At 45.7% G+C, this 22,077-nt stretch carries 23 protein-coding genes; all 23 read right to left on the bottom strand.

Going from position 1 to position 22,077, the window contains the following annotated elements; all coding sequences use genetic code 11:
- Positions 1 to 10: 10 nt before the first annotated feature.
- The 23 genes from CXK86_RS08990 to CXK86_RS08875 all read right to left on the bottom strand — a co-directional run bounded on the left by CXK86_RS08990 (position 11) and on the right by CXK86_RS08875 (position 22,071).
- A complete protein-coding gene (locus CXK86_RS08990) occupies positions 11 to 4,498 on the bottom strand; it encodes a BclA C-terminal domain-containing protein (protein ID WP_101313627.1) in 4,488 nt (1,495 codons plus the stop codon).
- A gap of 194 nt (positions 4,499 to 4,692) precedes the next feature.
- Positions 4,693 to 6,090, bottom strand: a complete 1,398-nt coding sequence (locus CXK86_RS08985) for an ATP-binding protein (RefSeq protein WP_235193867.1) — start codon at positions 6,088 to 6,090, stop codon at positions 4,693 to 4,695.
- Between the two features lie 55 nt (positions 6,091 to 6,145).
- The gene (locus tag CXK86_RS08980) at positions 6,146 to 6,862 is read right to left on the bottom strand and encodes a response regulator transcription factor (protein WP_036607918.1); all 717 of its coding nucleotides are present in this window, start codon (positions 6,860 to 6,862) and stop codon (positions 6,146 to 6,148) included.
- 139 nt (positions 6,863 to 7,001) lie between these two features.
- Positions 7,002 to 8,264, bottom strand: coding sequence for a cytochrome c biogenesis protein CcsA (gene ccsA / locus CXK86_RS08975; RefSeq protein WP_036672251.1), 1,263 nt, complete (start codon positions 8,262 to 8,264; stop codon positions 7,002 to 7,004).
- Positions 8,261 to 9,934, bottom strand: a complete 1,674-nt coding sequence (resB, locus tag CXK86_RS08970; protein ID WP_036607737.1) for a cytochrome c biogenesis protein ResB — start codon at positions 9,932 to 9,934, stop codon at positions 8,261 to 8,263. The genes ccsA and resB overlap by 4 nt, the downstream gene beginning before the upstream one ends.
- A 14-nt stretch (positions 9,935 to 9,948) precedes the next feature.
- Entirely contained in the window at positions 9,949 to 10,476 is a 528-nt protein-coding gene (locus tag CXK86_RS08965) for a redoxin family protein (protein WP_036607739.1), read from the bottom strand.
- A 134-nt stretch (positions 10,477 to 10,610) separates the two neighbouring features.
- On the bottom strand, positions 10,611 to 11,360 hold the full coding sequence (locus CXK86_RS08960; protein WP_036607741.1) for a pseudouridine synthase: 750 nt from the start codon (positions 11,358 to 11,360) through the stop codon (positions 10,611 to 10,613).
- A 197-nt stretch (positions 11,361 to 11,557) separates the two neighbouring features.
- On the bottom strand, positions 11,558 to 12,376 hold the full coding sequence (locus CXK86_RS08955) for a S1 family peptidase (RefSeq protein WP_076251197.1): 819 nt from the start codon (positions 12,374 to 12,376) through the stop codon (positions 11,558 to 11,560).
- Positions 12,377 to 12,439: 63 nt separating this feature from the next.
- Entirely contained in the window at positions 12,440 to 12,973 is a 534-nt protein-coding gene (locus CXK86_RS08950) for a spore maturation protein (RefSeq protein ID WP_017687658.1), read from the bottom strand.
- A gap of 6 nt (positions 12,974 to 12,979) precedes the next feature.
- Positions 12,980 to 13,606, bottom strand: coding sequence for a nucleoside recognition domain-containing protein (locus tag CXK86_RS08945; protein WP_036607746.1), 627 nt, complete (start codon positions 13,604 to 13,606; stop codon positions 12,980 to 12,982).
- Positions 13,607 to 13,637: 31 nt separating this feature from the next.
- Complete coding sequence (locus CXK86_RS08940) at positions 13,638 to 14,825, bottom strand: D-alanyl-D-alanine carboxypeptidase family protein (RefSeq protein ID WP_076251196.1); 1,188 nt, start codon at positions 14,823 to 14,825, stop codon at positions 13,638 to 13,640.
- A 167-nt stretch (positions 14,826 to 14,992) separates the two neighbouring features.
- A complete protein-coding gene (locus CXK86_RS08935; protein WP_076251194.1) occupies positions 14,993 to 15,796 on the bottom strand; it encodes a sigma-70 family RNA polymerase sigma factor in 804 nt (267 codons plus the stop codon).
- Positions 15,797 to 15,862: 66 nt separating this feature from the next.
- Positions 15,863 to 16,477 (bottom strand): lytic transglycosylase domain-containing protein, encoded by a 615-nt coding sequence (locus CXK86_RS08930; RefSeq protein ID WP_076251192.1) that lies wholly within the window; start codon positions 16,475 to 16,477, stop codon positions 15,863 to 15,865.
- A gap of 63 nt (positions 16,478 to 16,540) precedes the next feature.
- The gene (locus tag CXK86_RS08925) at positions 16,541 to 16,756 is read right to left on the bottom strand and encodes a hypothetical protein (RefSeq protein ID WP_076251190.1); all 216 of its coding nucleotides are present in this window, start codon (positions 16,754 to 16,756) and stop codon (positions 16,541 to 16,543) included.
- Positions 16,753 to 17,127, bottom strand: coding sequence for a hypothetical protein (locus tag CXK86_RS08920; protein WP_051447052.1), 375 nt, complete (start codon positions 17,125 to 17,127; stop codon positions 16,753 to 16,755). The genes CXK86_RS08925 and CXK86_RS08920 overlap by 4 nt, the downstream gene beginning before the upstream one ends.
- Before the next feature lie 78 nt (positions 17,128 to 17,205).
- Positions 17,206 to 17,592: a hypothetical protein gene (locus CXK86_RS08915; protein ID WP_076251188.1), complete on the bottom strand. Its 387-nt coding sequence runs from the start codon at positions 17,590 to 17,592 to the stop codon at positions 17,206 to 17,208.
- Between the two features lie 136 nt (positions 17,593 to 17,728).
- A complete protein-coding gene (locus CXK86_RS08910) occupies positions 17,729 to 18,295 on the bottom strand; it encodes a sigma-70 family RNA polymerase sigma factor (protein WP_051447053.1) in 567 nt (188 codons plus the stop codon).
- A gap of 596 nt (positions 18,296 to 18,891) precedes the next feature.
- Entirely contained in the window at positions 18,892 to 19,308 is a 417-nt protein-coding gene (locus tag CXK86_RS08900) for a Na-translocating system protein MpsC family protein (protein WP_036607758.1), read from the bottom strand.
- A 234-nt stretch (positions 19,309 to 19,542) separates the two neighbouring features.
- Positions 19,543 to 19,740: a hypothetical protein gene (locus CXK86_RS08895; protein WP_076251186.1), complete on the bottom strand. Its 198-nt coding sequence runs from the start codon at positions 19,738 to 19,740 to the stop codon at positions 19,543 to 19,545.
- Positions 19,709 to 20,032 carry a hypothetical protein gene (locus CXK86_RS08890; protein WP_101313626.1) on the bottom strand — a complete coding sequence of 108 codons (324 nt, stop codon included), beginning with the start codon at positions 20,030 to 20,032 and terminating at the stop codon, positions 19,709 to 19,711. Before CXK86_RS08890 ends, CXK86_RS08895 begins: the two co-directional genes overlap by 32 nt.
- Positions 20,033 to 20,188: 156 nt before the next feature.
- Positions 20,189 to 21,103, bottom strand: coding sequence for a hypothetical protein (locus CXK86_RS08885; protein ID WP_076251182.1), 915 nt, complete (start codon positions 21,101 to 21,103; stop codon positions 20,189 to 20,191).
- Between the two features lie 15 nt (positions 21,104 to 21,118).
- Complete coding sequence (locus CXK86_RS08880; RefSeq protein ID WP_036672279.1) at positions 21,119 to 21,514, bottom strand: hypothetical protein; 396 nt, start codon at positions 21,512 to 21,514, stop codon at positions 21,119 to 21,121.
- Complete coding sequence (locus CXK86_RS08875; RefSeq protein ID WP_076251180.1) at positions 21,511 to 22,071, bottom strand: hypothetical protein; 561 nt, start codon at positions 22,069 to 22,071, stop codon at positions 21,511 to 21,513. Before CXK86_RS08875 ends, CXK86_RS08880 begins: the two co-directional genes overlap by 4 nt.
- Positions 22,072 to 22,077 lie beyond the last annotated feature (6 nt).

The following is a 22,077-nucleotide window of genomic DNA, read 5'->3' as shown; positions in this document are numbered from 1 at the left end:
AATCGAACTATTAACTTAACTGAATAATGTTTAGTGTAGACCCCGGAGGAGACAGAACGGCTGCGCCAACAAGCCCGAATAATTGTAACTGTATTGTAGAACCAGCGGTAACGGTAACCATAAAGTCAGACTGCAGCTGACTGAGAGAAAGTACTGGAGATACTACACTCGCTGGAATTGCTGCACCGTTAAGTAAAACCCGAGATTGGATAGCAAGTGCAGCTGTCAGATTTATTTTGTATGAGATATAGTAACGACCTGCATTGGTCAGTGTGAAGGTGTCATTAGCCCCATTGACGGTTATACCTGTGCCAATATTTTGGTTATTCGGTAATGGAACAAGTGTACCACCCAATATTACAACAATTGTACCATTAGTGTTCTCAGCAAAAGCCGAATTAGATGTTACAGATGTTCCGGTTGCACCGGTTGCACCGGTTGCTCCAGTAACTCCTGTACTTCCGGTACTTCCGGTTACACCGACTCCCGTTGCTCCCGTTATACCTGTGGCTCCTGTTCCACCAGTCGCGCCTGTTACTCCGGTACTTCCCGTTATGCCAACTCCTGTGGCTCCCGTTATACCTGTGGCTCCGGTTTCACCAGTGACACCAGTTACTCCAGTACTTCCCGTTACGCCAACTCCTGTGGCTCCCGTTATACCTGTGGCTCCGGTTTCACCAGTGACACCAGTTACTCCAGTACTTCCCGTTACGCCAACTCCTGTTATACCTGTGGCTCCTGTTCCTCCAGTCGCACCAGTTACTCCAGTACTTCCCGTTATGCCAACTCCTGTGGCTCCCGTTATACCTGTGGCTCCGGTTTCACCAGTGACACCAGTTACTCCAGTACTTCCTGTTATGCCCACTCCCGTGGCTCCAGTTACACCTGTCGCTCCTGTTCCCCCAGTCGCACCAGTTGCTCCAGTACTTCCTGTTATGCCCACTCCCGTTACACCTGTCGCTCCGGTTTCACCAGTCGCACCAGTAACTCCAGTACTTCCCGTTATGCCGACTCCTGTTGCCCCGGTTATACCTGTCGCTCCGGTTTCACCAGTGACACCAGTAAACCCAGTGCTTCCCGTTATGCCGACTCCCGTGGCTCCGGTTATACCTGTGGCTCCTGTTCCACCCGTGACACCAGTTGCTCCGGTACTTCCCGTTACGCCTACTCCCGTGGCGCCCGTTATACCTGTTGCTCCGGTTTCACCAGTGACACCAGAAACTCCGGTACTTCCTGTTACGCCGACTCCTGTGGCTCCTGTTATACCTGTGACTCCTGTTCCACCCGTGACACCAGTTGCTCCGGTACTTCCCGTTACGCCCACTCCCGTTGCACCGGTTATACCTGTGACTCCGGTCTCCCCCGTGACACCAGTTGCTCCGGTACTTCCGGTTATGCCGACTCCCGTTGCTCCTGTCACACCTGTTACGCTTACTCCCGTTGCGCCAGTCAATCCCGTTACGCCTGTTGATCCTGTTTCCCCTGTAGCACCAGTACTACCTGTTACACTTACTCCTGTGGCTCCTGTGATCCCCGTCGCCCCAGTCAACCCTGCAACACCAGTCGCTCCTGTTTCACCAGTTGCCCCGGTTCCTCCAGTTACTCCTGTTGATCCTGTTACGCTTAGTCCCGTGGCTCCTGTAATTCCCGTCGCCCCGGTCAACCCTGTAAGACCAGTCGCTCCTGTTTCACCAGTACTTCCCGTTACTCCAACTCCAGTTGCACCCGTCACACCTGTCGCTCCTGCTCCAGCGATCAACGTGTAATCTGGTGAAGTCCCCGGCGTTCCCGTTGGTGATGCTACATTTGCAATATACGTACTGCCATTGAACGTTACAACCTGACCCGCTGGATATGTCGGGGCTACAGCTGGATCGAATGGTACAATACCACTTAAACCTACACCTGTCGCTCCTGTTTCGCCGGATGCTCCGGTACTTCCTGTTACTCCAACACCAGTTGCACCCGTTGCTCCTGCGCCCGCAAGCAATGTGTAATCCGGTGAAGTCCCCGGCGTTCCGGTTGGCGATCCCACATTTGCAATATACGTACTGCCGTTGAACGTTACAACCTGACCCGCTGGATATGTCGGGGCTACAACTGGATCGAATGGTACGATACCACTTAAACCTACGCCTGTCGCTCCTGTTACGCCGGATGCTCCGGTGCTTCCTGTTACTCCAACACCAGTTGCACCGGTCACACCGGTCACACCGGTCACACCTGTCGCTCCTGCGCCCGCAAGCAATGTGTAATCCGGCGATGTGCCCGGCGTTCCCGTTGGTGAGGCCACATTCGCAATATACGTACTACTGTTGAACGTTACAACCTGACCCGCTGGATACGTTGGGGATACGGCTGGATCAAATGGTACAATGCCACTCAAACCTACGCCTGTCGCTCCTGTTTCACCAGTTGCCCCAGTTCCTCCAGTTCCTCCTGTTGATCCCGTTACGCTTAGTCCCGTGGCTCCTGTAATTCCAGTCGTCCCGGTTAACCCTGTAACACCAGTCGCTCCTGTTTCACCAGTACTTCCCGTTACTCCAACTCCAGTTGCACCCGTCACACCTGTCGCTCCTGCTCCAGCGATCAACGTGTAATCTGGTGAAGTCCCCGGCGTTCCCGTTGGTGATGCTACATTTGCAATATACGTACTGCCATTGAACGTTACAACCTGACCCGCTGGATATGTCGGGGCTACAGCTGGATCGAATGGCACGATACCACTTAAACCTACACCTGTCGCTCCTGTTACGCCCGATGCTCCTGTCACTCCGGTACTTCCTGTTACTCCAACTCCAGTTGCACCGGTCACACCAGTCGCTCCTGTTACGCCCGATGCTCCTGTAGCTCCGGTACTTCCCGTTCCACCAATGCCGGTTGCTCCTGTAACTCCCGTTGCTCCTGCGCCCGCAAGCAATGTGTAATCCGGTGAAGTCCCCGGCGTTCCGGTTGGTGACACGACATTAGTTATATACGTATTGCCGTTGAACGTTACAACCTGACCCACTGGATACGTTGGGGCTACGGCTGGATCGAATGGCACGATACCACTTAAACCTACCCCTGTTGCTCCCGTTACCCCTGATGCTCCCGTTACCCCTGATGCTCCTGTGACTCCTGTAGGTCCTGCACCTGCAAGCAATGTATAGTCTGGCGAAGTACCTGGCGTACCCGTAGGAGAAGCCACAGTCGTTATATACGTGCTGCCATTAAAGGTAACGACCTGGCCGGCTGGGTATGTTGGAGCTACTGCAGGGTCAAACGGAACCGCACCATTGAGACCGATGCCCGTAGCTCCGGTCACACCTGTAACTCCTGATCCTGCTAACAGCGTATAGTCTGGAGAACTTCCTGGCGTACCCGTTGGCGAAGTGACATTTGTAATATAAGTACTGCCACCAAACGTGACGATCTGTCCAGCTGGATATGTTGGTGCTAATGCGGGATCGAATGGCACGATGCCACTTAATCCTGCACCTGTGGCTCCAGTTGCACCAGTCGCCCCCGCAGCAGCGATTAATGTGTAATCCGATGAAGATCCTGGTGTTCCTAGAGGACCAGCTACACTCGTAATGTAAGTACTACCGTTATACGTAATTACTTGACCTGCTGGATAACCCGGGGCGAGCGCTGGATTAAATGCCACGGCTCCTGTCAAACCAGCTCCGGTTGCTCCCGTTGCTCCAGTCGTCCCACCCGACAGCAAAAGAGTGTAGTCTGGAGAACTTCCGGGTGTACCCAAGGGGCCATTTACATTAGCAACATAAAGACTACCCTCGTAGCTTACTACTTGACCTTGAGCATAAGTTGGTCCCAGTGCAGGATCAAATGCAGTAATATTGTTCAAACCCACACCAGGTGCTCCTGCCGGACCCTGTGCTCCCTGTGGACCAACTGGGCCAACCGGTCCTACTGGTCCAATTCCTCCTGGTGTGCCAGTAGCCCCTTTCACTCCAGGGACTCCTGGGACACCAGGTACCCCCGGGACTCCTGGCACTCCCTGTGGCCCGGCTGGTCCGGTAATTCCTCCAGTTCCAAGAGTTGTCGTCGCCCGGCTTAACGATATGGAGATCGATCGAATTAATCCCACAAGTTTATCTTTTTCTGCAGGTGGTACTTCAAGAAGCAGCGTCACACTTAACAAGTCATCCAGTAAGTTTTGCAAGTTACCTGCGAGATTAATAAGAGGAACAGGAACAACCTCTGAACCTGCAATCGTTAATTCCAATACGGCTTGTAATTCTGCCTTTACTCCGGCACGAAATCCGGATTGATTTACAAAAGTAAGTAACTGGCGTAATCCATTCTGTAATGACAGTATATTGGCTGAAGTCGGCTGACTGATTGCAGCAGGAATAGCCACAGCCAAAGAACGCAGTATGGATTCAAACTGCTCCAGTTCGCTTGTGGTTATTGGAATAAACGGAGAGCCTGCTCTAAAAGATCTGCCTTCCAAGAAAGCTTTAATATTGACCCTTTTTCGATCATCGGACATGCTTAACTCAATCCTCCTCTATCTTGCTTGCTTTTCAAGCTTATGTTACATAGGAAGGAAAATTATCTTGGACACTCTTTTTAGTCAAAAAAAGACCATTCTTGTTCCACGTTGAACAAGATTAAACGGTAGTCTTCAACAAAAAAACACCCTCCATAAGAGGGTGTTTCCGCACTTTTTGTATGAAATTCAGGCTATTTCGATGAATCCAAAGGAAATTGCAAAATAAACTCTGTTCCTTCGCCAAGCACACTATTGACGGTAATCATGCCTTGATGCGCATCAACAATATTTTTCACAATCGCTAAACCAAGCCCCGTACCTGCACTTTCTCCCCGAACACGAGCCTTGTCAGCTTTGTAGAATCGTTCGAAAATAAATGGCAAGTCAGATGAAGGGATACCTACACCCTGATCCTTCACAGAAACTCTGACAAATGGAGCACGAAGATAAGTGACCCGCTCTGCTGAGATCATTACATTTTTGCCAGTAGGTGTATGTCTGAACGCATTATCCAGCAAATTCGTAAATACTTGCTCAAGTCGATCCTCATCTGCCTGTTGAAGTTCAATTGTTGGCTGTTCGAACTCAAAGTGCAGTTGAATTCCCTGTTCTTTTGAACGCACCGAGAACTTCCGATATACACGTTCGAGTAGTTCTCCGAGGTCAACTTCCTTCATCACCATGTCCGTGTGTCCAGCTTCCATCCGCGCAAGATCAAGCAAGTCTTTAACCAGTCTGCCCATCCGTAGAGACTCATCATGAATGACTTGGATCAGTTCTTCGCTCTCTTCCGGTGAGGTTGCCATACCGTCCAAAAGGGCTTCACTGTAGCCTTGCATCATGGATAGCGGAGTTCGTATCTCATGAGATACGTTAGCCACGAAATCACGCCGCATTTTCTCCAGACGCACTTCTTCTGTTACATCTCTTAAAACAGCCACAGCCCCTCTGACAACACTGTCAGCGTACAACGGTGCCATCTGAACAGACCAGACACCTTGCTGTACGTGAACATTGGAGTTCTGGTCCCCGCCTTGCTCCATCACCATTCTGAACAAAGGAAGAAGGGGCTCAGGTACATCCCGCGAAGTCTTGTCAGACTGCTCGGATTCTTGTCCTTCGTCCATTTTCGCCCAATCGAGATCATACCATGCCTGCATGATCTTCTCTCCAGGCGGATTCGTCAGAATAACTTTGCCTTCACCATCGAATGTAACAACAGCATCAGTCATGCTGCGAAGCACACTCGCCAAATGTTCCTTCTCATGGTTAAGGTTTCGAATATTATCTTCCAGTTGGGCAGCCATATGATTAAATGTGTTGGCAAGTTCACCAATCTCATCACTCGTTACCAGGGAGAGACGTGTTCCGTAGTTCCCTTTGCGAATCGCATTGGCTGCCTGAATCAATTGCTGCATAGGCTGCGTTATTTTGGTGAATAGAAACAATGCAAAAAACGTGGTTAAACTGAATCCGATAATACAGATATAGGTGAACAACCGCTTAATATCTCTGGATTCGGATTCTGCAAAGTTCGTATCAATGTAGGGCAGCAAAAAGAGACCCAGCGCTATAAGTACACAACCCACAAGGCAGATAATAGTGATCCATAACTTCCCGACCAGTGATCTCCAGAAACTAAAACTACTTCGGTACTTCCAGTTTATAACCCACACCCCACACCGTCGTAATCATGGCCGCCGATTCAGGCGATACCTTGTTAAGTTTCTCGCGAAGACGCTTCACGTGCGTATCCACGGTACGAAGATCGCCAAAGAATTCGTAATTCCATACATCTTTGAGCAATTCTTCTCTGGAGAAAACTTTGTCGGGAGATGTTGCCAGGTAGTGCAGCAATTCATATTCTTTTGGTGTAAGACTAATCTCTTCGCCACCAGCGGTTACCCGGTGGGCATCATGCTCAATAACCAGATGCGGGAACACGATGTTGTTACTCGAATTGCTCTCCTTGGAGAGATAAGCTGTCGCGGAAGCTCGACGCAAAATCGCTTTGACACGATAAATCACTTCACGCGGGCTGAATGGTTTTACAACATAATCATCAGCGCCAACTTCGAAGCCTTGAACCCGGTTAATCTCTTCACCTTTTGCAGTGAGCATCAAAACCGGCGTTGATTTCACCTGACGAAGACGGGTACACACTTCAACTCCATCCATACCCGGCAACATCACATCAAGCAAAATCAGACCGTAGTCCCCTGCTGTTGCTTTACGCAGCGCAGTTTCCCCATCCTCAGCTTCATCGATTTCATAACCTTCTTTTTCAAGATACATTTTCAAAAGCCTGCGGATTCTCTCTTCGTCATCCACGACCAATATTCGATTCTCATGTTCAGCCATGCCTCTCCAGCCCCTTTGCAATAACTCCTCATCACTTCTATTATGTTCGATCTGGCGAACAATATTTGAATACCCTTCAATAAAAAGGTACATTTGTGTTTCCCGCTTCTAAACTCAACCTTTGCAATACGAGTCTGTCCTAGTCAGCTCCAGCATAAGAATGTAATCCGGCAATGATCAGATTCACTCCAACCAGCGTAAACATAACCACCAGGAAGCCAAGAACTGCAAGCCATGCAGACTTCTGACCTTGCCAACCTCTGGATAAACGCAAATGCAGATACACACTATAATATAGCCATGTAATCAATGCCCACACCTCTTTGGGGTCCCAACCCCAAAAGCGACTCCAGGCAATCTGAGCCCAGATCATGGCAAAAATTAATGCTCCCAGCGTAAATATCGGAAAACCAATGGCAATCGCGCGATAACTTATCTCATCCAGATCATCAGCATCGATTCCATCCATCATTGGCTGTAACGCTTGTCCAAGTGGTCTGCGCACAAGAAGTCGTACAATTCCATACAGGATCAGACCTACAATAAGTGACCAAACCACCGTATTCAGCTTGCGCCCGGCATTTACCCCGTTCATCCAGGAAGGCGTCTCAAGTAAAGGTTTTTTCATGCCAAGAAACGGTGTCATGCTCTCCACTTCGCTATTATATGGTGCAAAAATCGGAGGCATGCGATAAATCACTTTCTCTATTGTACTATTTTCCTGTACCTCTGTGTCAATGCTGACCGTTTTCTGTACAAAAACCGCCTCGTAACCAGCTGTACGAAAGGCAAATACCGTTCCTATGAATCCGATGACTACAACGATCGTAACTAGGGTGAATTCAACCCATCCTCGTTGACGTCTTGAAGACTTGTCTTTACCACTGAAATCAACAGTACGGAGCAAATACATGAACCCTGCGGCAAAACCCACGGCGAAGAATGCTTCACCAAGCGCGGCCAACGTCACGTGAATTTTCAGCCAGATGGACTGAAGCGCCGGGATTAATGGCTGTACCTCCTGAGGAAATACAGCGGCATACGCCATAATAATAATGGTAAGTGGTAACGCAAACAAACCCAGTAATGACTTGCGGTATATGGCATATACAACAATAAATGCAACCATAATCATCATGGACAGAAAAGACATGAACTCATACATGTTACTAACCGGGATATGTCCTGCCCCAGCCCATCGGGTTACAAAAAATACGAAATGCGCCGCCAAGGCGACAGTCGAAGCGATAAAAGCTCTTTTACCCCAGCGATTCATATGGTCCAGAGGATCACGATTACTCCATTTTTTGCCCATGACCGCGACAGCATATAACAAGAATGCAGCACAATAGAGAAAGAAAGATACGATAAATGCGTCGCTGCTGAAATCCAATAATCTCATGCCTGATTCCCCCCGTTATCCAACGACTTCTCTTCCACTTCCAAATTCATCTGTTTCAAGACGGCCGCAACTTCACGCCTGAAGCCAAACCAGTTTTTGTTGGTATGTCCACCCAAGGTGAGCTGTTTATCATCAAAACGAATCCAGATGCGGCGATGATGCCAATAAAAACCCATGACCAGACCCAACATAACAATACCGGCTCCTACCCACACAAAAGGCATTGCCTTATCCACTCTTATATTGAGATAACTTACGGACTGAATAATATCGACCTTGTCCATGCTGTCTACTTCCAGCTGTAAAGGAATCTCAGCTCCAATCAGCTGTTGGTTAATTGCATCCTGTTGAAACCGTTGTTTATCAATCTGCTTCGCAAAGTACAGATATTGTATCCCCTCTTCGGGCAGATCCGGTCCCTTGATGAGAAAGAGAAAAGCAGGTGCATTAGGTGAAGGCGATTTTGATTTGGGCTGACCATTCTCATCCAATCCAAAGTCCATAAACTTTTCTTTTACCGTGAGCTTATAAGGACCAGCTTCAAATGTTCTTTGGGTATCTACCATATCGATCTTAATTGGCCCATATACTTCACCCGTCTTTGTATTGACCAGATCAGGCGTTACGGACCGAATGGTGGGTGTTAGATCATAATCAAACTGATATGCTTTCAGACCGTTATAATTCAATGGATGATTCACGCGTACATCATGTCTGGCTACCTCAGCTAACTGAGGTTTCTTCGAGAGATCCGAACAATCTGCTGTACATTCATACAAAACAACTTTTGTTTCGAACAGTTTTGGAACGGTCTTGTTCAGGTTACGGAATTGCTCGGGTACTTCGTCCTCACTGTAGAATTCAACATTAAACTGTTCATTTTGCAGATACATCGATGTATTCGGGATCTTTTTGATCTCACCTTCAGGAAAAGCGACGTGCTCGTCCAAATTCAGACCTGGAAGACCTCGTGCGAGCACCGCCAGCAAAAATATAATGAGTCCAATATGGATGACATATGGGCCCCATCGACTGAATCGCTGTTTCTCGGCGAGTAATGCATCCCCCTGGGTGTGCACGCGGTATCCTTTCTTTTTCAACGGCGTAACCGCTTTCTTAATCCAGTCTTCTGGTGCCTCTTCGATGGTACCTTGGTACACGAGACGCTGTCTTGTCAAAAATTGCGTATGCTTACGTATTCTCTGTTTATTCAGTGCTTTGTAGAGCGGTAGGACGCGATCCAGACTGCATATCACCAATGATGCCCCAATCAGCACCAGCAGTAGAATAAACCACCAGGATTCATATGTATGGGATAAACCCAACAGATAATAGATATGACCCAACTGACCGTATGTTTCTTTGTAGTACACGGAGGGATCGATATTCAGAAATGTACTTTCTTGCGGATAGATCGTGCCAAGCATAGAACCTACAAGCGTAAAAACAATCATATAGACGGCAATTTTAACGGAAGAAAAAAAGTTCCATATGCGGTCAATGATATTAGGATTACTACGCTGTGAACGGCGCGCCATGCCATCATAACGCATTTCCAACACTTCATCCGATTTAGCTTCAGACTCCAGCAGCGGTTTCCCACATGCTTCACATAGTACAGTGCCTACCGGATTCTGGTGTCCGCACTCACATTTGGTATTTTGGAACACGAATAGACCTCCTGTCAGGGCTGCTTCGCCAGTTGCGAAATTTGAGCGTCAAGTGTGTCCAAATCAAGTTGCCCGATATGAATGGTAGAGATTTTGCCCGTGTCGGATACAAAAAATGTCGTTGGCATGGGAGAGATCCCAAAATCACGAACCGAGTTTTTGTCCCGGTCAAGCATGATTGGAAACGTAACGCCAACCTGCCGTACAAAATTATCCACGGTCATCTGGTCTTCTCCAACATTAATCCCGACAAATTGTACTCCCTGGTCCTTCCATTTGTCAGCTTGCGCCTGAAGTGCAGGCATTTCTTTAACACAAGGTTCACACCATGTGCCCCAGAAATTGATCACCATCGCTTTTCCTTTGTACTCATCAGACGTATGAACTTGACCATCCAGGCCCAGCAGTTCAAAAGAAGGAGATTTGTCCCCTTCCTTTGGCTTGCCATTCGAGCCGGATACCGATGTGGTAATCGCATATCCGCCCAACACCAGGATCAATAACAAAATGACGATTTGCACCGTTCTTCTTGATTTCCCCATGTGCTGCTCCCCTTTTAAGTGACTGTAGCATTCGCATCTTATTGGTATAAGACAACTGTGAACATCCTATGAACAATTATAGCGAATTTCGTCACAAAACTGCGGCGGTTTTATGAAAATTATGTGTCCTCACATTACCTTTTTTTCATTTTTTTGGCTGGCTCTGATTGTGCGAGGGTAATCAGGTTGTTGACTTCCTCTTTGGTCAGATGACGTGTCAGACCACGTTTCAGGTTTTGTAGCAAAATACCACCAAACGAAATCCGTTTCAGGCGGGTTACCGGATGGTTGATTGCCTCGAACATACGTCTAACCTGACGGTTACGTCCTTCATAGATCGTAATGGAAATGACCGACTCATTAGCCGCTGTATCCACATCTTTGTACTCTACCTCTGCAGGAGCAGTCATGCCGTCATCCAGCATAATGCCTGTCTTTAATTTCTCCAAAGCTGTACCATGTGGCACACCTTTAACCGTTGCATGATACGTTTTGGGTACGTGATGCTTAGGATGCGTCAGCAAATGTGCAAACTCACCATCATTGGTAAGGATCAATAAGCCCTCTGTGTCATAATCCAGACGACCTACAGGATATACGCGTTCCTTGACACCTTTCAGGTAGTCGGATACAATTTTCCGACCTTCCGGGTCAGATGCACTTGTGATTACGCCTTTTGGCTTGTTTAACATCAAGTACACTTTTTTCTCACTACGGATCGGTTTTCCATTAACCGTAATCATATCCTCTTCGGGGTTCGCTTTTGTACCCAGTTCGGTTACGACCTCCCCGTTAACTTCTACTTTGCCGGACAGGATTAGTTCCTCGCTCTTGCGGCGGGATGCAATGCCTGCCTGTGCGATAATTTTTTGTAATCTTTCCATGTTTGTCATGTCACCTCACACTAATGATACCCATCACGCAAGGAAATCACAAGGATAATCCATGGATTTTGTAAACTGGAGACACGAATATCCATTTCTGGCTACCTTCCTCCCCCAGATTGCCGCAAAAAAAAGCCTACCTTTACACGACCTGTTGAACACAGATGGCGTAAAGATAAGCCTTTTCCTCAAATCATTTAATTGGAAACTTTGCCGGCAACTGCAACCTGTTTTTTGGCAGGTGTGGTACTCTCTTTAATGAAAGTCTGCAATGTCTTGGAAGTAATATAATAGGTACGTCCACCGTACACAAATGTCATCATACCAATGACCCGGTTGTTCTGATCCAGAACAGGGCCACCTGAATTACCTTGGGCCATGGATTTCACAATACTGCCAATTCCCTTTTTACCTGGAACGTCCAAAGCTTGGGAACTAAACACTCTGCTTTTGGCTATCGTATTGAAGGTAGAAGGAAAATCTTCATCCAGGATGACAAGATCACCAGCAGGATTTTTGGGGAATCCAATCGTATAGACGACCTGGTTATCCCTTGCGTTTGTAAATGTGACCGGTTGGGCATCTATTTCCTTGTCCAGCTTCAGCAGTGCCATATCTGTCACCGGGTCTGTCTTAATAATTTTTGCCTTTACAGGCTTACCCAAGGAACCCGGACTCGCAACAGTCAGTGTACCTTCATCACCATCAGACAGTTCAGCAAAACTCTGAACGACATGATAATTCGTGAGTACTTCATCCTTTGAGATCAATATTGAGGTACCAACATCATAATATACCATATCGGGTTCATCCTGCTTAACCAAACGTACATTCACGACTGGAAAAGAATCCGCTGTGACTGCCATTTGTGCACGCAGCTGTTTATCGAAGTAACCTGTAAAATGTATCGTCTGAACGGCTTGAGCTGCCGCCAGCCCCGTTGACCCTGCGAGCATTGCAATAGCAAGCACGCCTGACATTCCGACACGGAGCATTCGTTTCCAACTCTTCTGCATGTCTCACTCTCCTCCGCTATTATTCTAGCATATCTAATATATCGGAAGGAAAGGAGATATCTTTTAACCAAAAACGAGCAAACAAATGGCGAGCGCAGCAATAAAACCAACGACATCGGAAAACAACCCTACTTTGAGTGCATATCGACCGTTCCGTATGCCTACAGCCCCAAAATAAACAGTCAGCACATATAACGTGGTGTCTGTACTCCCCTGAATCGTAGATGCCATACGTCCAATCATGGAGTCAGGGCCATGGGTTTTGATCAGATCGGTTGTAAACGCCAGAGAGCCAGTCCCCGTTAAAGGACGCAGTATTCCGAGTGGCAACACTTCGCCTGGAACACCCATCCAGGACACCAGCGGAGCAAACAGACTAATCACAAAATCCAGTGCACCCGAGGCACGAAATACGCTGATTGCGACCATCATGCCCACGAGATGCGGAATAATACTGATTGCAGTGGAGAAACCATCCTTGGCCCCATCAACAAAGGATTCGTAAACCGGGACCTTTTTGGTAAACGCATATAATGGAACAAACGCGATAATAACCGGGATGGCCCAGACGGAAATCCAGTTGATGAAGGTTAACAAAGGTGCTCATCCTTTCATGCCGGGATTGCCACTTTTCTGTATGCGCGGCGGTTTGTGTAAAGCCCTGTTTCGATACCAGCGATCGGCGATTATAGCAGCAAGTGTAGCGATAATGGTAGCCATCAATGTTGTTCCCACAATCTCTGTTGCATTGGCGGAATGATAGTTTAAGCGGATGGCGATCAGCGTTGTCGGAATAATGGTAATGCTAGCCGTATTCAGAGCCAGTAAGGTGCACATCGCAGGAGAAGCGGTTTGTTTGTCCGGATTAAGCTCCTGCAGCTGTTGCATGGCTTTGATTCCCATCGGTGTAGCCGCATTTCCTAGTCCCAGCAAATTGGCACTCATATTGGAGAGAATATAACCCATCGCCGGATGATTTTTGGGCACATCCGGGAACAGGAAGCCCACAACCGGACCGAGCAGCTTGGCAATCCGAGCCAGGAGACCCGCATCTTCAGCCATTTTCATCATGCCCATCCAGAACACAAGCACACTAATCAGTCCAAAACAGACCGTGACTCCCGTTGCCGCCCCATCAAAAGCGGCTTGCGTGACCACTTCGATATTGCCGTTGACGGCTGCAAAAACAAATCCGATTAAAATCATGAGCAGCCAAATTAGATTAATCATGGATTATATCCTCCCTTCAATGGCGATTTAGCTAAGGAGACAACAGATGGCTTAACACGGCGCGCCATGCAGCTGCCCAGGAAGAGACATCACCGATTCCACCCAGCGTTGCATCTTCTGTCTTCGGTTCAGGAGGAATATAACTGCCTTTGCGATACACGGGAATTGAGCCCACAAGTTTGCCGTCAAGCTGCATATCAATGCGACCTGCCAATCCGAACGAAGGATCTGTCGATTGTTCCTTGCCTTCCGTTTCCGACTGTCCTCGATTTTCGTGTAGGATCAATTTCTTAGTCAATGAGCCTTGTTCACTTTTAGCCAGTGGGTACCAGAATCCCCGACCCGTAACGACATCTGTATTTTGCACAGGCTGTTCTTGCTTCGCGACCTCTACCAACGGGAAGTATTCAAACCCAAAATCAAGCATCCGAGCATGATCGTTCCAATCGTTTCCGTCGTTCAGCGTTACCGCGGCGAGCTGCTGTCCATTACGTGTAGCGGAACTGACCAAACATCTGAAAGCTTTTTTTGTGTAGCCGGTTTTCACTCCATCCGCACCTTCATACATCCGCAGCATTTTATTTTTATTGTGCCAAGAGTATTCCCAGCTTTCATTGGGGTTCGGTGCGGATTTGTCCTCCGTGGCTACGATTCGTTTGAACACCGGATTGTGCAATGCATATGCCGTTAATCGGGCCAAGTCATTGGCTGTAGAATAGTGACCTTCTGCATCCAGTCCATGAGGGTTCATAAAATGAGAATGCGTCAGACCGATTTGCTCCGCCTTTTTGTTCATTAACAGGACAAAGCCTTCTTCCGATCCACCGACATGTTCTGCGATCGCAGAGGCCGCATCATTGCCTGAACGAAGCATTAGCCCGTACAACATGTTTTCAAGCGTCATCTCTTCACCTAACTTGAGATAGAGAGAAGATCCTTCTTTGGCAAAAGCCGTGGGAGACACTTTCACTTTATCATCCAGCTTGCTGTGTTCGATCGCTACGATCGCTGTCATGATTTTGGTCAAGCTGGCAATTCGCAGTTCTTTATCCCCATCCTTGCTGTATAAGATCCTGCCTGATGTGACATCAATGAGAGCAGCGCTTTGCGCATGTGTAGACGGACCTTGAATCGTTGCCTGGGCTTGAGTTGCCCCTAATGAAGACAGCAAGAAGACAGGGATAAGCATGCATGCAATGACTTTCGTTATTTTTCGCATCAATTCATTCCTCCGGGTCACTTGGAATCTTGTACTATCTTATGTCCGGACAACTTGGAGTATGTCCCATAGGGCAAAAACAGCAAAAATCCCTCACGCTTGGATGCGGGAGGGACGTTATGTATGAGACATTATATAAGATATGAAGTGCTTAGCTTAGACGACAATCAAGCCTGATCCTTTTTATCCAGCATTTTAGCTACTTTTCGCATAATTCTAGAGACTCTCATCTGGCTAATGTCTTCCATATCTGCGGTCTGGGTTTGATTAAACCCTTCAACACGATGCTTCAGTACAGTCACTTCTTTCTCACTAAGCTTGCGCTTGACCGAATCAATAACCGCATCAACGTATAACTTGTCCAAAATATCTTCTTCAATATTCTCCCCGCTATAGATGGTATCCATCAACGTCACGGATTGAGTTTGTTGATCATCAGCACCTACAGGCTCATCCAGGTATTTCACACCTTTACCCACTTGAAGTGCTTTATTGATCTTCTCTTCTTCCTCATCAAGCAACAATGCGATTTCATGTGCTGGTGGGAGGTAGCCCATATCGTGCTCAAGTCGATTGATTCGGTTAATTAATTCCGTAGCTGTGCGAGTTGGACGAATAATGCTTGCACTATCTCTCAGAAAACATCTGATTTCTCTGACAATCGCAGTAACACTAAACGAACTGAATTTTACGCCACGCCCCGTATCAAATGCTTTAACCGCTTTGATGAATCCCAGACGGCCCAGTTGAAGAATATCATCCTTCTCCACACAATGATTCTTAATAATCATTTCGGGCTTTCCAATATACTTATGAACAGAATGCCAAATCAAGTTCTCATTGACCAAAATACAATCCCCGAGGAAATGCTCATCGAGCTTACAACGTTCAATATTTTCTACGTCATCCATTGTGTAGTGCTTCTTATCTACCTGCAAATTCGTGCTAATATGTTCTGGAAATTTTCCCATTTGGATCTCCCTATGTAAAATTGATAACCGATATTATAGTATTCAAACTCTATTGTTAACTGATGTCTATTGACCTTTTTTGATTATTCCAAGCATCTTGTTATGATGTTCCTTCACTTGATTGTAGTACCAGGGGCGAGCCTTTCCCTTATCTACATTGCCCTCTCCCTGATTGTACGCAATGGTTGCTGTACGAAGATTTCCGTCGTACTTATGCATAAGATATTCAAAGTATATAATGCTTGTCCTGATATTCGTTTCAGGCTGATGTAGCTCCTGTTTACTCACTCCATACGATTTCGCTGTGCTCGGAAGAATCTGAAGTAAACCAATCGCTCCATGGGATGATACACTTTCCTCTAACATCCTGCTCTCTTGCCACATCATAGCCAGAATCCAGACGGAATCGATATCCGTATCCTTCGAATATTGAACTACCCACCTCACATACTTCAGCAGCTTTGCCCGGCTCACTGTTTTCTCATGGTGGAGTTCTATATACTGTTCAAGCATATCCGTCATTTGTATGTGCGCAGGAGCAACCGATTTAACTTGTTTTTGTTGTTTTTCTTGCTTCATTAGTTTTATTGGCTTTACCTGCTCTGCTTCCGTTGCTTGGTATTGTGAAGCTAATACCACCACCGCAACAACAATACCTATTACTCTTTCTAAAGTGAGCAACAGATTCGCCCACCTCCTTACTGAAAGCCTCTATATTATAGAAGGAATAATCTCATACCTAAGTTAGGATTGGTCTTGTTCACTTGGCTGATATACAATGATTGCGGCAAATTCCAACGTCTTACTGGTTGGTTCAACGGTGGAGGTAAACTCCAGTCCGGTGACGAACGTGTGCGGCTTGGATAACATCCATGCGTTGATTAATTCTTCCACACCTGCAGCGCTAGCGGACACAAACGTTTTTACAGCTAAATCCGAGGCGTAGTTTAACACCTTCATTGCTCTTCACCAGATGAGTCTTGTTCCTCTTCCTTTTTCTCTTCAATGAGTTGATTAAACTCCTCTTCGGTCAGTTCATGAATCTCCAATTCGTAAGCACTTGTCAGAATGTACCCCATACCATCCGTTAAATGAACGTTATAAAATGTTTGTAGTTCTTCATGGAAGGTACCCTCTTCGTAGTTGAATCCAATAATGGCTTTTTCGTAACCAGCTACACGACCAGCAAACCATACGTTCGCTTTTGTTGTTGCGCCAGTTGGCGTCTGGATTTCATGCATATTGGTCGGCGCGTGGATATACTTTCCAATCATACTGGATACGATTTCTTCCGTTAATTTATCATCTTTTGCTTTGATCATATGTGTCATTGAATTATTCCTCCATTAGTTAAAGTCTCGCGAATATGCTTGCCCTTACATTCTCTATACGTGTTATCGGAGCGGCAGTTAAATTGGAGCCGCAGATGAAGTATTGGTTCCGCTGCTTAGGACCATATAGTTCGTCCGCATATGGTGTACAGCCACGTCCAGATCAGCCACTCGTTTGGAGACAAAATCTTCGATGACAGGCTCCAATGGCCTGAAACCTACACTCAAGATCGGTTTTTTATGTATATACGCATGATGCATGATCACAATATCAGTAGAGGTCAAATGATCCATATCCAGATTAACCAAGACAGCATCAGCCTGTAACACTACTTTCTCAATGATCAAGGCATACTCCCTGTTGCTTAAATCAGAAGCTGTCGAAGAATCATGACTTGCCCAAGCGATATCCGAATACCCCTCTAGACGTTCCACAGAAAATCCTAAAACCACCACACTAAGCATCCTTGTTCCGCCTTTCTTTCTGTACTAATCTCTCTATACGACATAAAAAAGCACCCAGTTAAGGGTGCTCTCTCTGTTCTATGTAGGTTACTGAATCTATCTTCATCAAACTTAGGCTATTAATTGCCACTTATGACTACAATGCTTCGTATTTCTCACGAATCGCTTTCCATAACTGGGATATACGTGCCTTGGATACACCTAGCATTCCTGCAATCTCTACAAATTCATACCCCGAAGTCCGAAGCTTAAAGATTTGTTTCTCTCGTTCGTTCAGCCTCATATTTTCCATAATATCTGTTACAAACTCAAAATTCTCATAAGCAAACCCAGCATGACCAAGCGCTAATGCGATGTCTGAGCTTTCCGATTCATCGCCACCACCCTGATCCGTGCACATGATCTGTACAGCGTTAACCACACTCAGATTTTTCTCAGACATGCACTTGCGGTACATGTCCTTAATTTTATTTTCGATAAGATGATCAACAAACGTCGACATTTTGGCCTTTTCTGCATCATACTTGTCCAGGGAATTAACTAATTTGATCATAATCTCCTGGGTCACATCTTCTTTCTCCATCCCGGCAAACGTTTTACCTCTAAGCTTGTGACGACACTTCTCCTGAGCTTTGTTCAGGAACATGTCTATATCCCCAATCTCAAATAAATCATCAAAACCCATAGCAGTTGTAGCAGACATTATTCATTTCCCCCATTAACTATTTAATTATCAGTAATCGTATTCTTTCTTCACAATCTAGTCGCTATCCAGCATGATCTTACTCTACCTTCCCGCTTTTGCTCCCGAAATCTCATATACCATATGTAGTCTTGTTACACACAATTGAAGCTAATGAGCCTAATTACACACAAACAATCAAGAAATCTCCCTTTGATCCGCCTCCCCATTCCCATCCTATTACATTCAGAATAACAAATGCGAACTAATGTTCGCAACATTTATTTATTTCGTTCGCTTATATGCCTTTTACTGACTATATACGAAGTATACAGTGAAAGGTAAAGCAGCATTTTTTACAAACAAAAAGACCAACACAGAGCGCACCACTGGAAAATACCAAAATGGTGGAATGTGTCGGTCTTGGTCTGACATCTATTTCGTCCCAATTACCGAAGATATGGCCTTCAAGTTCTTTAACAAGGTTATAGGCTTCGTCAAGATTATTAATCTATTCGATCGCCATAAGGGTAGTATAAGGAAATATGTAGGATATTGTCAACAACAAAATTAGTTCCTAAGAACCTGTCCAGTATTCAAACGTTAGTTAATAGGTCTTAAGGCATGTTAATCTCATCATTTTTCAGCAGCACTTCAACATCCTTGTTCATCTTGAAGACTGTAATCTGCTCTGCAAAATCATGACCAAAAAATGTTGTTTCGATGTCTTCGATCTTCAGACCCATGTTGATATAGGAGAAAACGGGGTTGAAATCTTCTCTCATCATATGTGCTAGCTTCATCTTGTATTCGGCGAAAATTTGACTTGAGTGTGATTGCATATGTTCCAGCATGAATGCTTCAGGCTTGGTAAATTTTGCTGTAAACTTTAAGATGATAAAATGATTCATGATAGAGACTCTGGTATCTACCGGCCCGCGCTCAGTAAAATCTTTTCTTATTCTGGATGCCAACTTTGCGAGCTCTCTTTCCAAGTCTTTTATCTCAATGTCCCATCCCTCCTTGCCAATCATCCTGACCCCTTCTACTGCCCCTGAACATATGAATTCAACCTAGTTTAATCAAAACTGCTTGTACAAGACAAGTTTCAATGGATGCATTAAATCATGTCACTCTCAACTTTTCATGAAAAAGGAATAGACCCCAGAACTAGGCTTGGGGTATATCACTTTATTAACTATATTTTATAATTATTCAAATAAACTAGCACTTGGTGCTGAAAAGCTAACATTAGTTAGCTTATACGCTTAATTTATCATTTCATTGGTGAGCTCTATTTTGAGCAGGCTAAACGCAACCAGGTTTAAAACGACATTGGCACCGTAGTCTCTTTCGATCAAATCGAACGCTTCTTCCGTTGCTCCAACCAGATCCTCCTTATCCGAGGTCATCTCCGTAGTGACAATTTCCTCATCATTCAGTGCAAAGGTCAGCCTGTACAGCATCTGTATTCCCCTCCTTAGAGGTCAATTCAATATTTCGCACATCAGTAAGATCAATGATATGAACCACATCGTCTGTATCTTCCAACGTAATCGATTTCCCCTCGTTCTTGTGTTTGGTGAAAAGTCGGCGATATTCTTGCTTAACCTCATCCGAAGTTAACGGGATTTCGCGTACGACCTTATCCGAATCTTTCTCTTTCTGTTGTAATCTAGGATTATCTTCCATCCAGTTCACCGTTTTTTTCTTCCCACTTCCCTTGAAATAGAAATGAGCAGTAAGTTCAATATTCATCGTACACTACCTCCCGGAATAATTACGTTCTCATACTACTTTCTCTATACGTCTTGATCAGGTAATTGTTAATGCTAATCTTCAATGTAGATGTGGATTTCATAAATTATTTCGTTGTTAAAAGGAAAAAAGGACAGCATATGCTATCCTTCCGTATTAGTATTTCTTAACCGCTATACGATTGCCGTATGAGTCATATATATATTGGAAGTTAGTTTGAACAGGTGTTGTTCCCAACCTGATGATGGACTTGGCCACCAATCTTCCCTCATCATCATACTGATAGATGACATCAACCAAAGTAGGAAGCTGCACGAAGTCTAGACCATCATATCGATATATCTCACCAATCGAAATGACCAAGAAGGAATCATCCTGTGCATAACCTTCTGGAGAAGCCGGCATGGTAAGTACAGGTTCTCTAACAAGCTGCTCGGTGTAGTTGTCTGTAACGACTTGTCGAATAACTCTTCCCTGCATGTCAAAAGCAAAATATGTAACTACATCTGTATAATCTACCAAATCGCTGATCGATTCCCACGGATCAATGACATTCAGGCGTTTTCGTTCACCCCAAGTCATGCTCACATGTGTTTCTCCATCGCTGATCATATCGGCACTATGTGTGTCAGGATGTGTGTAATAATTGGCCTCAAGCTCGATGTTGGACAACTTTTCACGTTCGTTCAGAGTCATGATAACGTTATGACTTCCATCTGTTAACATATCAGCACTGTGTGTATCCGGATGGCTATAGATCACCGTTTTGGTACCATTAAGATTAATCGTTCCATTCTCAGGATGGTTCGAAACTCGATCACCACCCACCTTTACATATTTCCCACCGCTGTATGTATAGGTCGTTGATTCATTTTGATTGCTTGAGTCTTGGCGTACCAGATATAATCTTCCTGCTTCACCTACGGTTGGAAGTTCTGTTTTCAGTCTGACCGAGACCACGTTTCCTACTGACACTGCGTCCAGTCTGCCATCAAGTGAGGCATAAGAATCCCTGGCTTGTTTAACTTCACGTTCTACTTTGGCAGCTTTGCTGTATGAAACAATATCCATGTGGTGGTCCTCCTCTCACCTTGTAGTCAAACCAACGACCTCAATATCGAAGTTGGCAACATCTGTACCCAGATTTTTTAACGACAAGTGAAGTGTTGAAGTCCCATCTACGTCCTCATATGGCAAATCAATCATATCGTAAATCCCTTCCATAAAATTTCCCGTCGAGTATTGGGCATTGTTGAAATAGAGAACCTCTGGATGTGGACCCGCACTGTTCAAAACATGAACTTCCACATTCGTCTCTCTGGACGGAATGACCCTAATCGTTTTGATCATGAATCGAGGATGTTCCATGGGAATATCAATCATTGCCTTCGCCCCACCGCCAACATACTCTACTCTTTGGGCAAACGATACCGGCAATAGCACTTTTCTCATCTCCTCCATCAGTTTCCATGTCCTGTTCAAGAGCCTTCCCTCCTTCTAGGAATATGTGTATCCGGATACCGTCGTGGACGAAGATGACTATCAGATGTGTTTCCACTTCCGCTGTAGGACCAATCCCCCCACGTTTTCCCCACTAACCCAGCCTGCTGGACAGGAATCTTGACCTTAATACACCAATCGAGCCCCGCATAATTTTGTTTCACTTTGAGGCCTCTTATGGTATCACGAATTAAACCTACTCCACTGGACTGGGTCAAAAATTTATGCTTGAGTATCATATTTTTTTCATTAGGAACTCCCACTCTGGTTCGTGGCCCATAAATATACTTATCCGTAACGTATCCAATCAATTGATCATTATGGTTGTCCAGCATCCTCCATGTACCCCAACGGTAGATGTCAATTAATTCAGCCGTAGTGGATAACGTTCCTAATGAATAGACTATTTCCTTACCTTCAATGGTGACCGGAACAGCATCAAGATCGTATCCAATGCCATGGAGAACTGCCGCCTTACTCTGGGTATAGAGAGAACCGCTCTCGGCGGTCCCTACAACTTTCCCTTGATGTATAGCCATGTCCAT

Origin of the sequence: Paenibacillus sp. BGI2013, assembly GCF_002843485.1 — a bacterium.
Classification (GTDB): Bacteria; Bacillota; Bacilli; order Paenibacillales; family Paenibacillaceae; genus Paenibacillus; species Paenibacillus amylolyticus.
The sequence above is the reverse complement of the archived record's forward strand: the minus strand, read 5'-3'. Positions and strand labels throughout refer to the sequence as shown.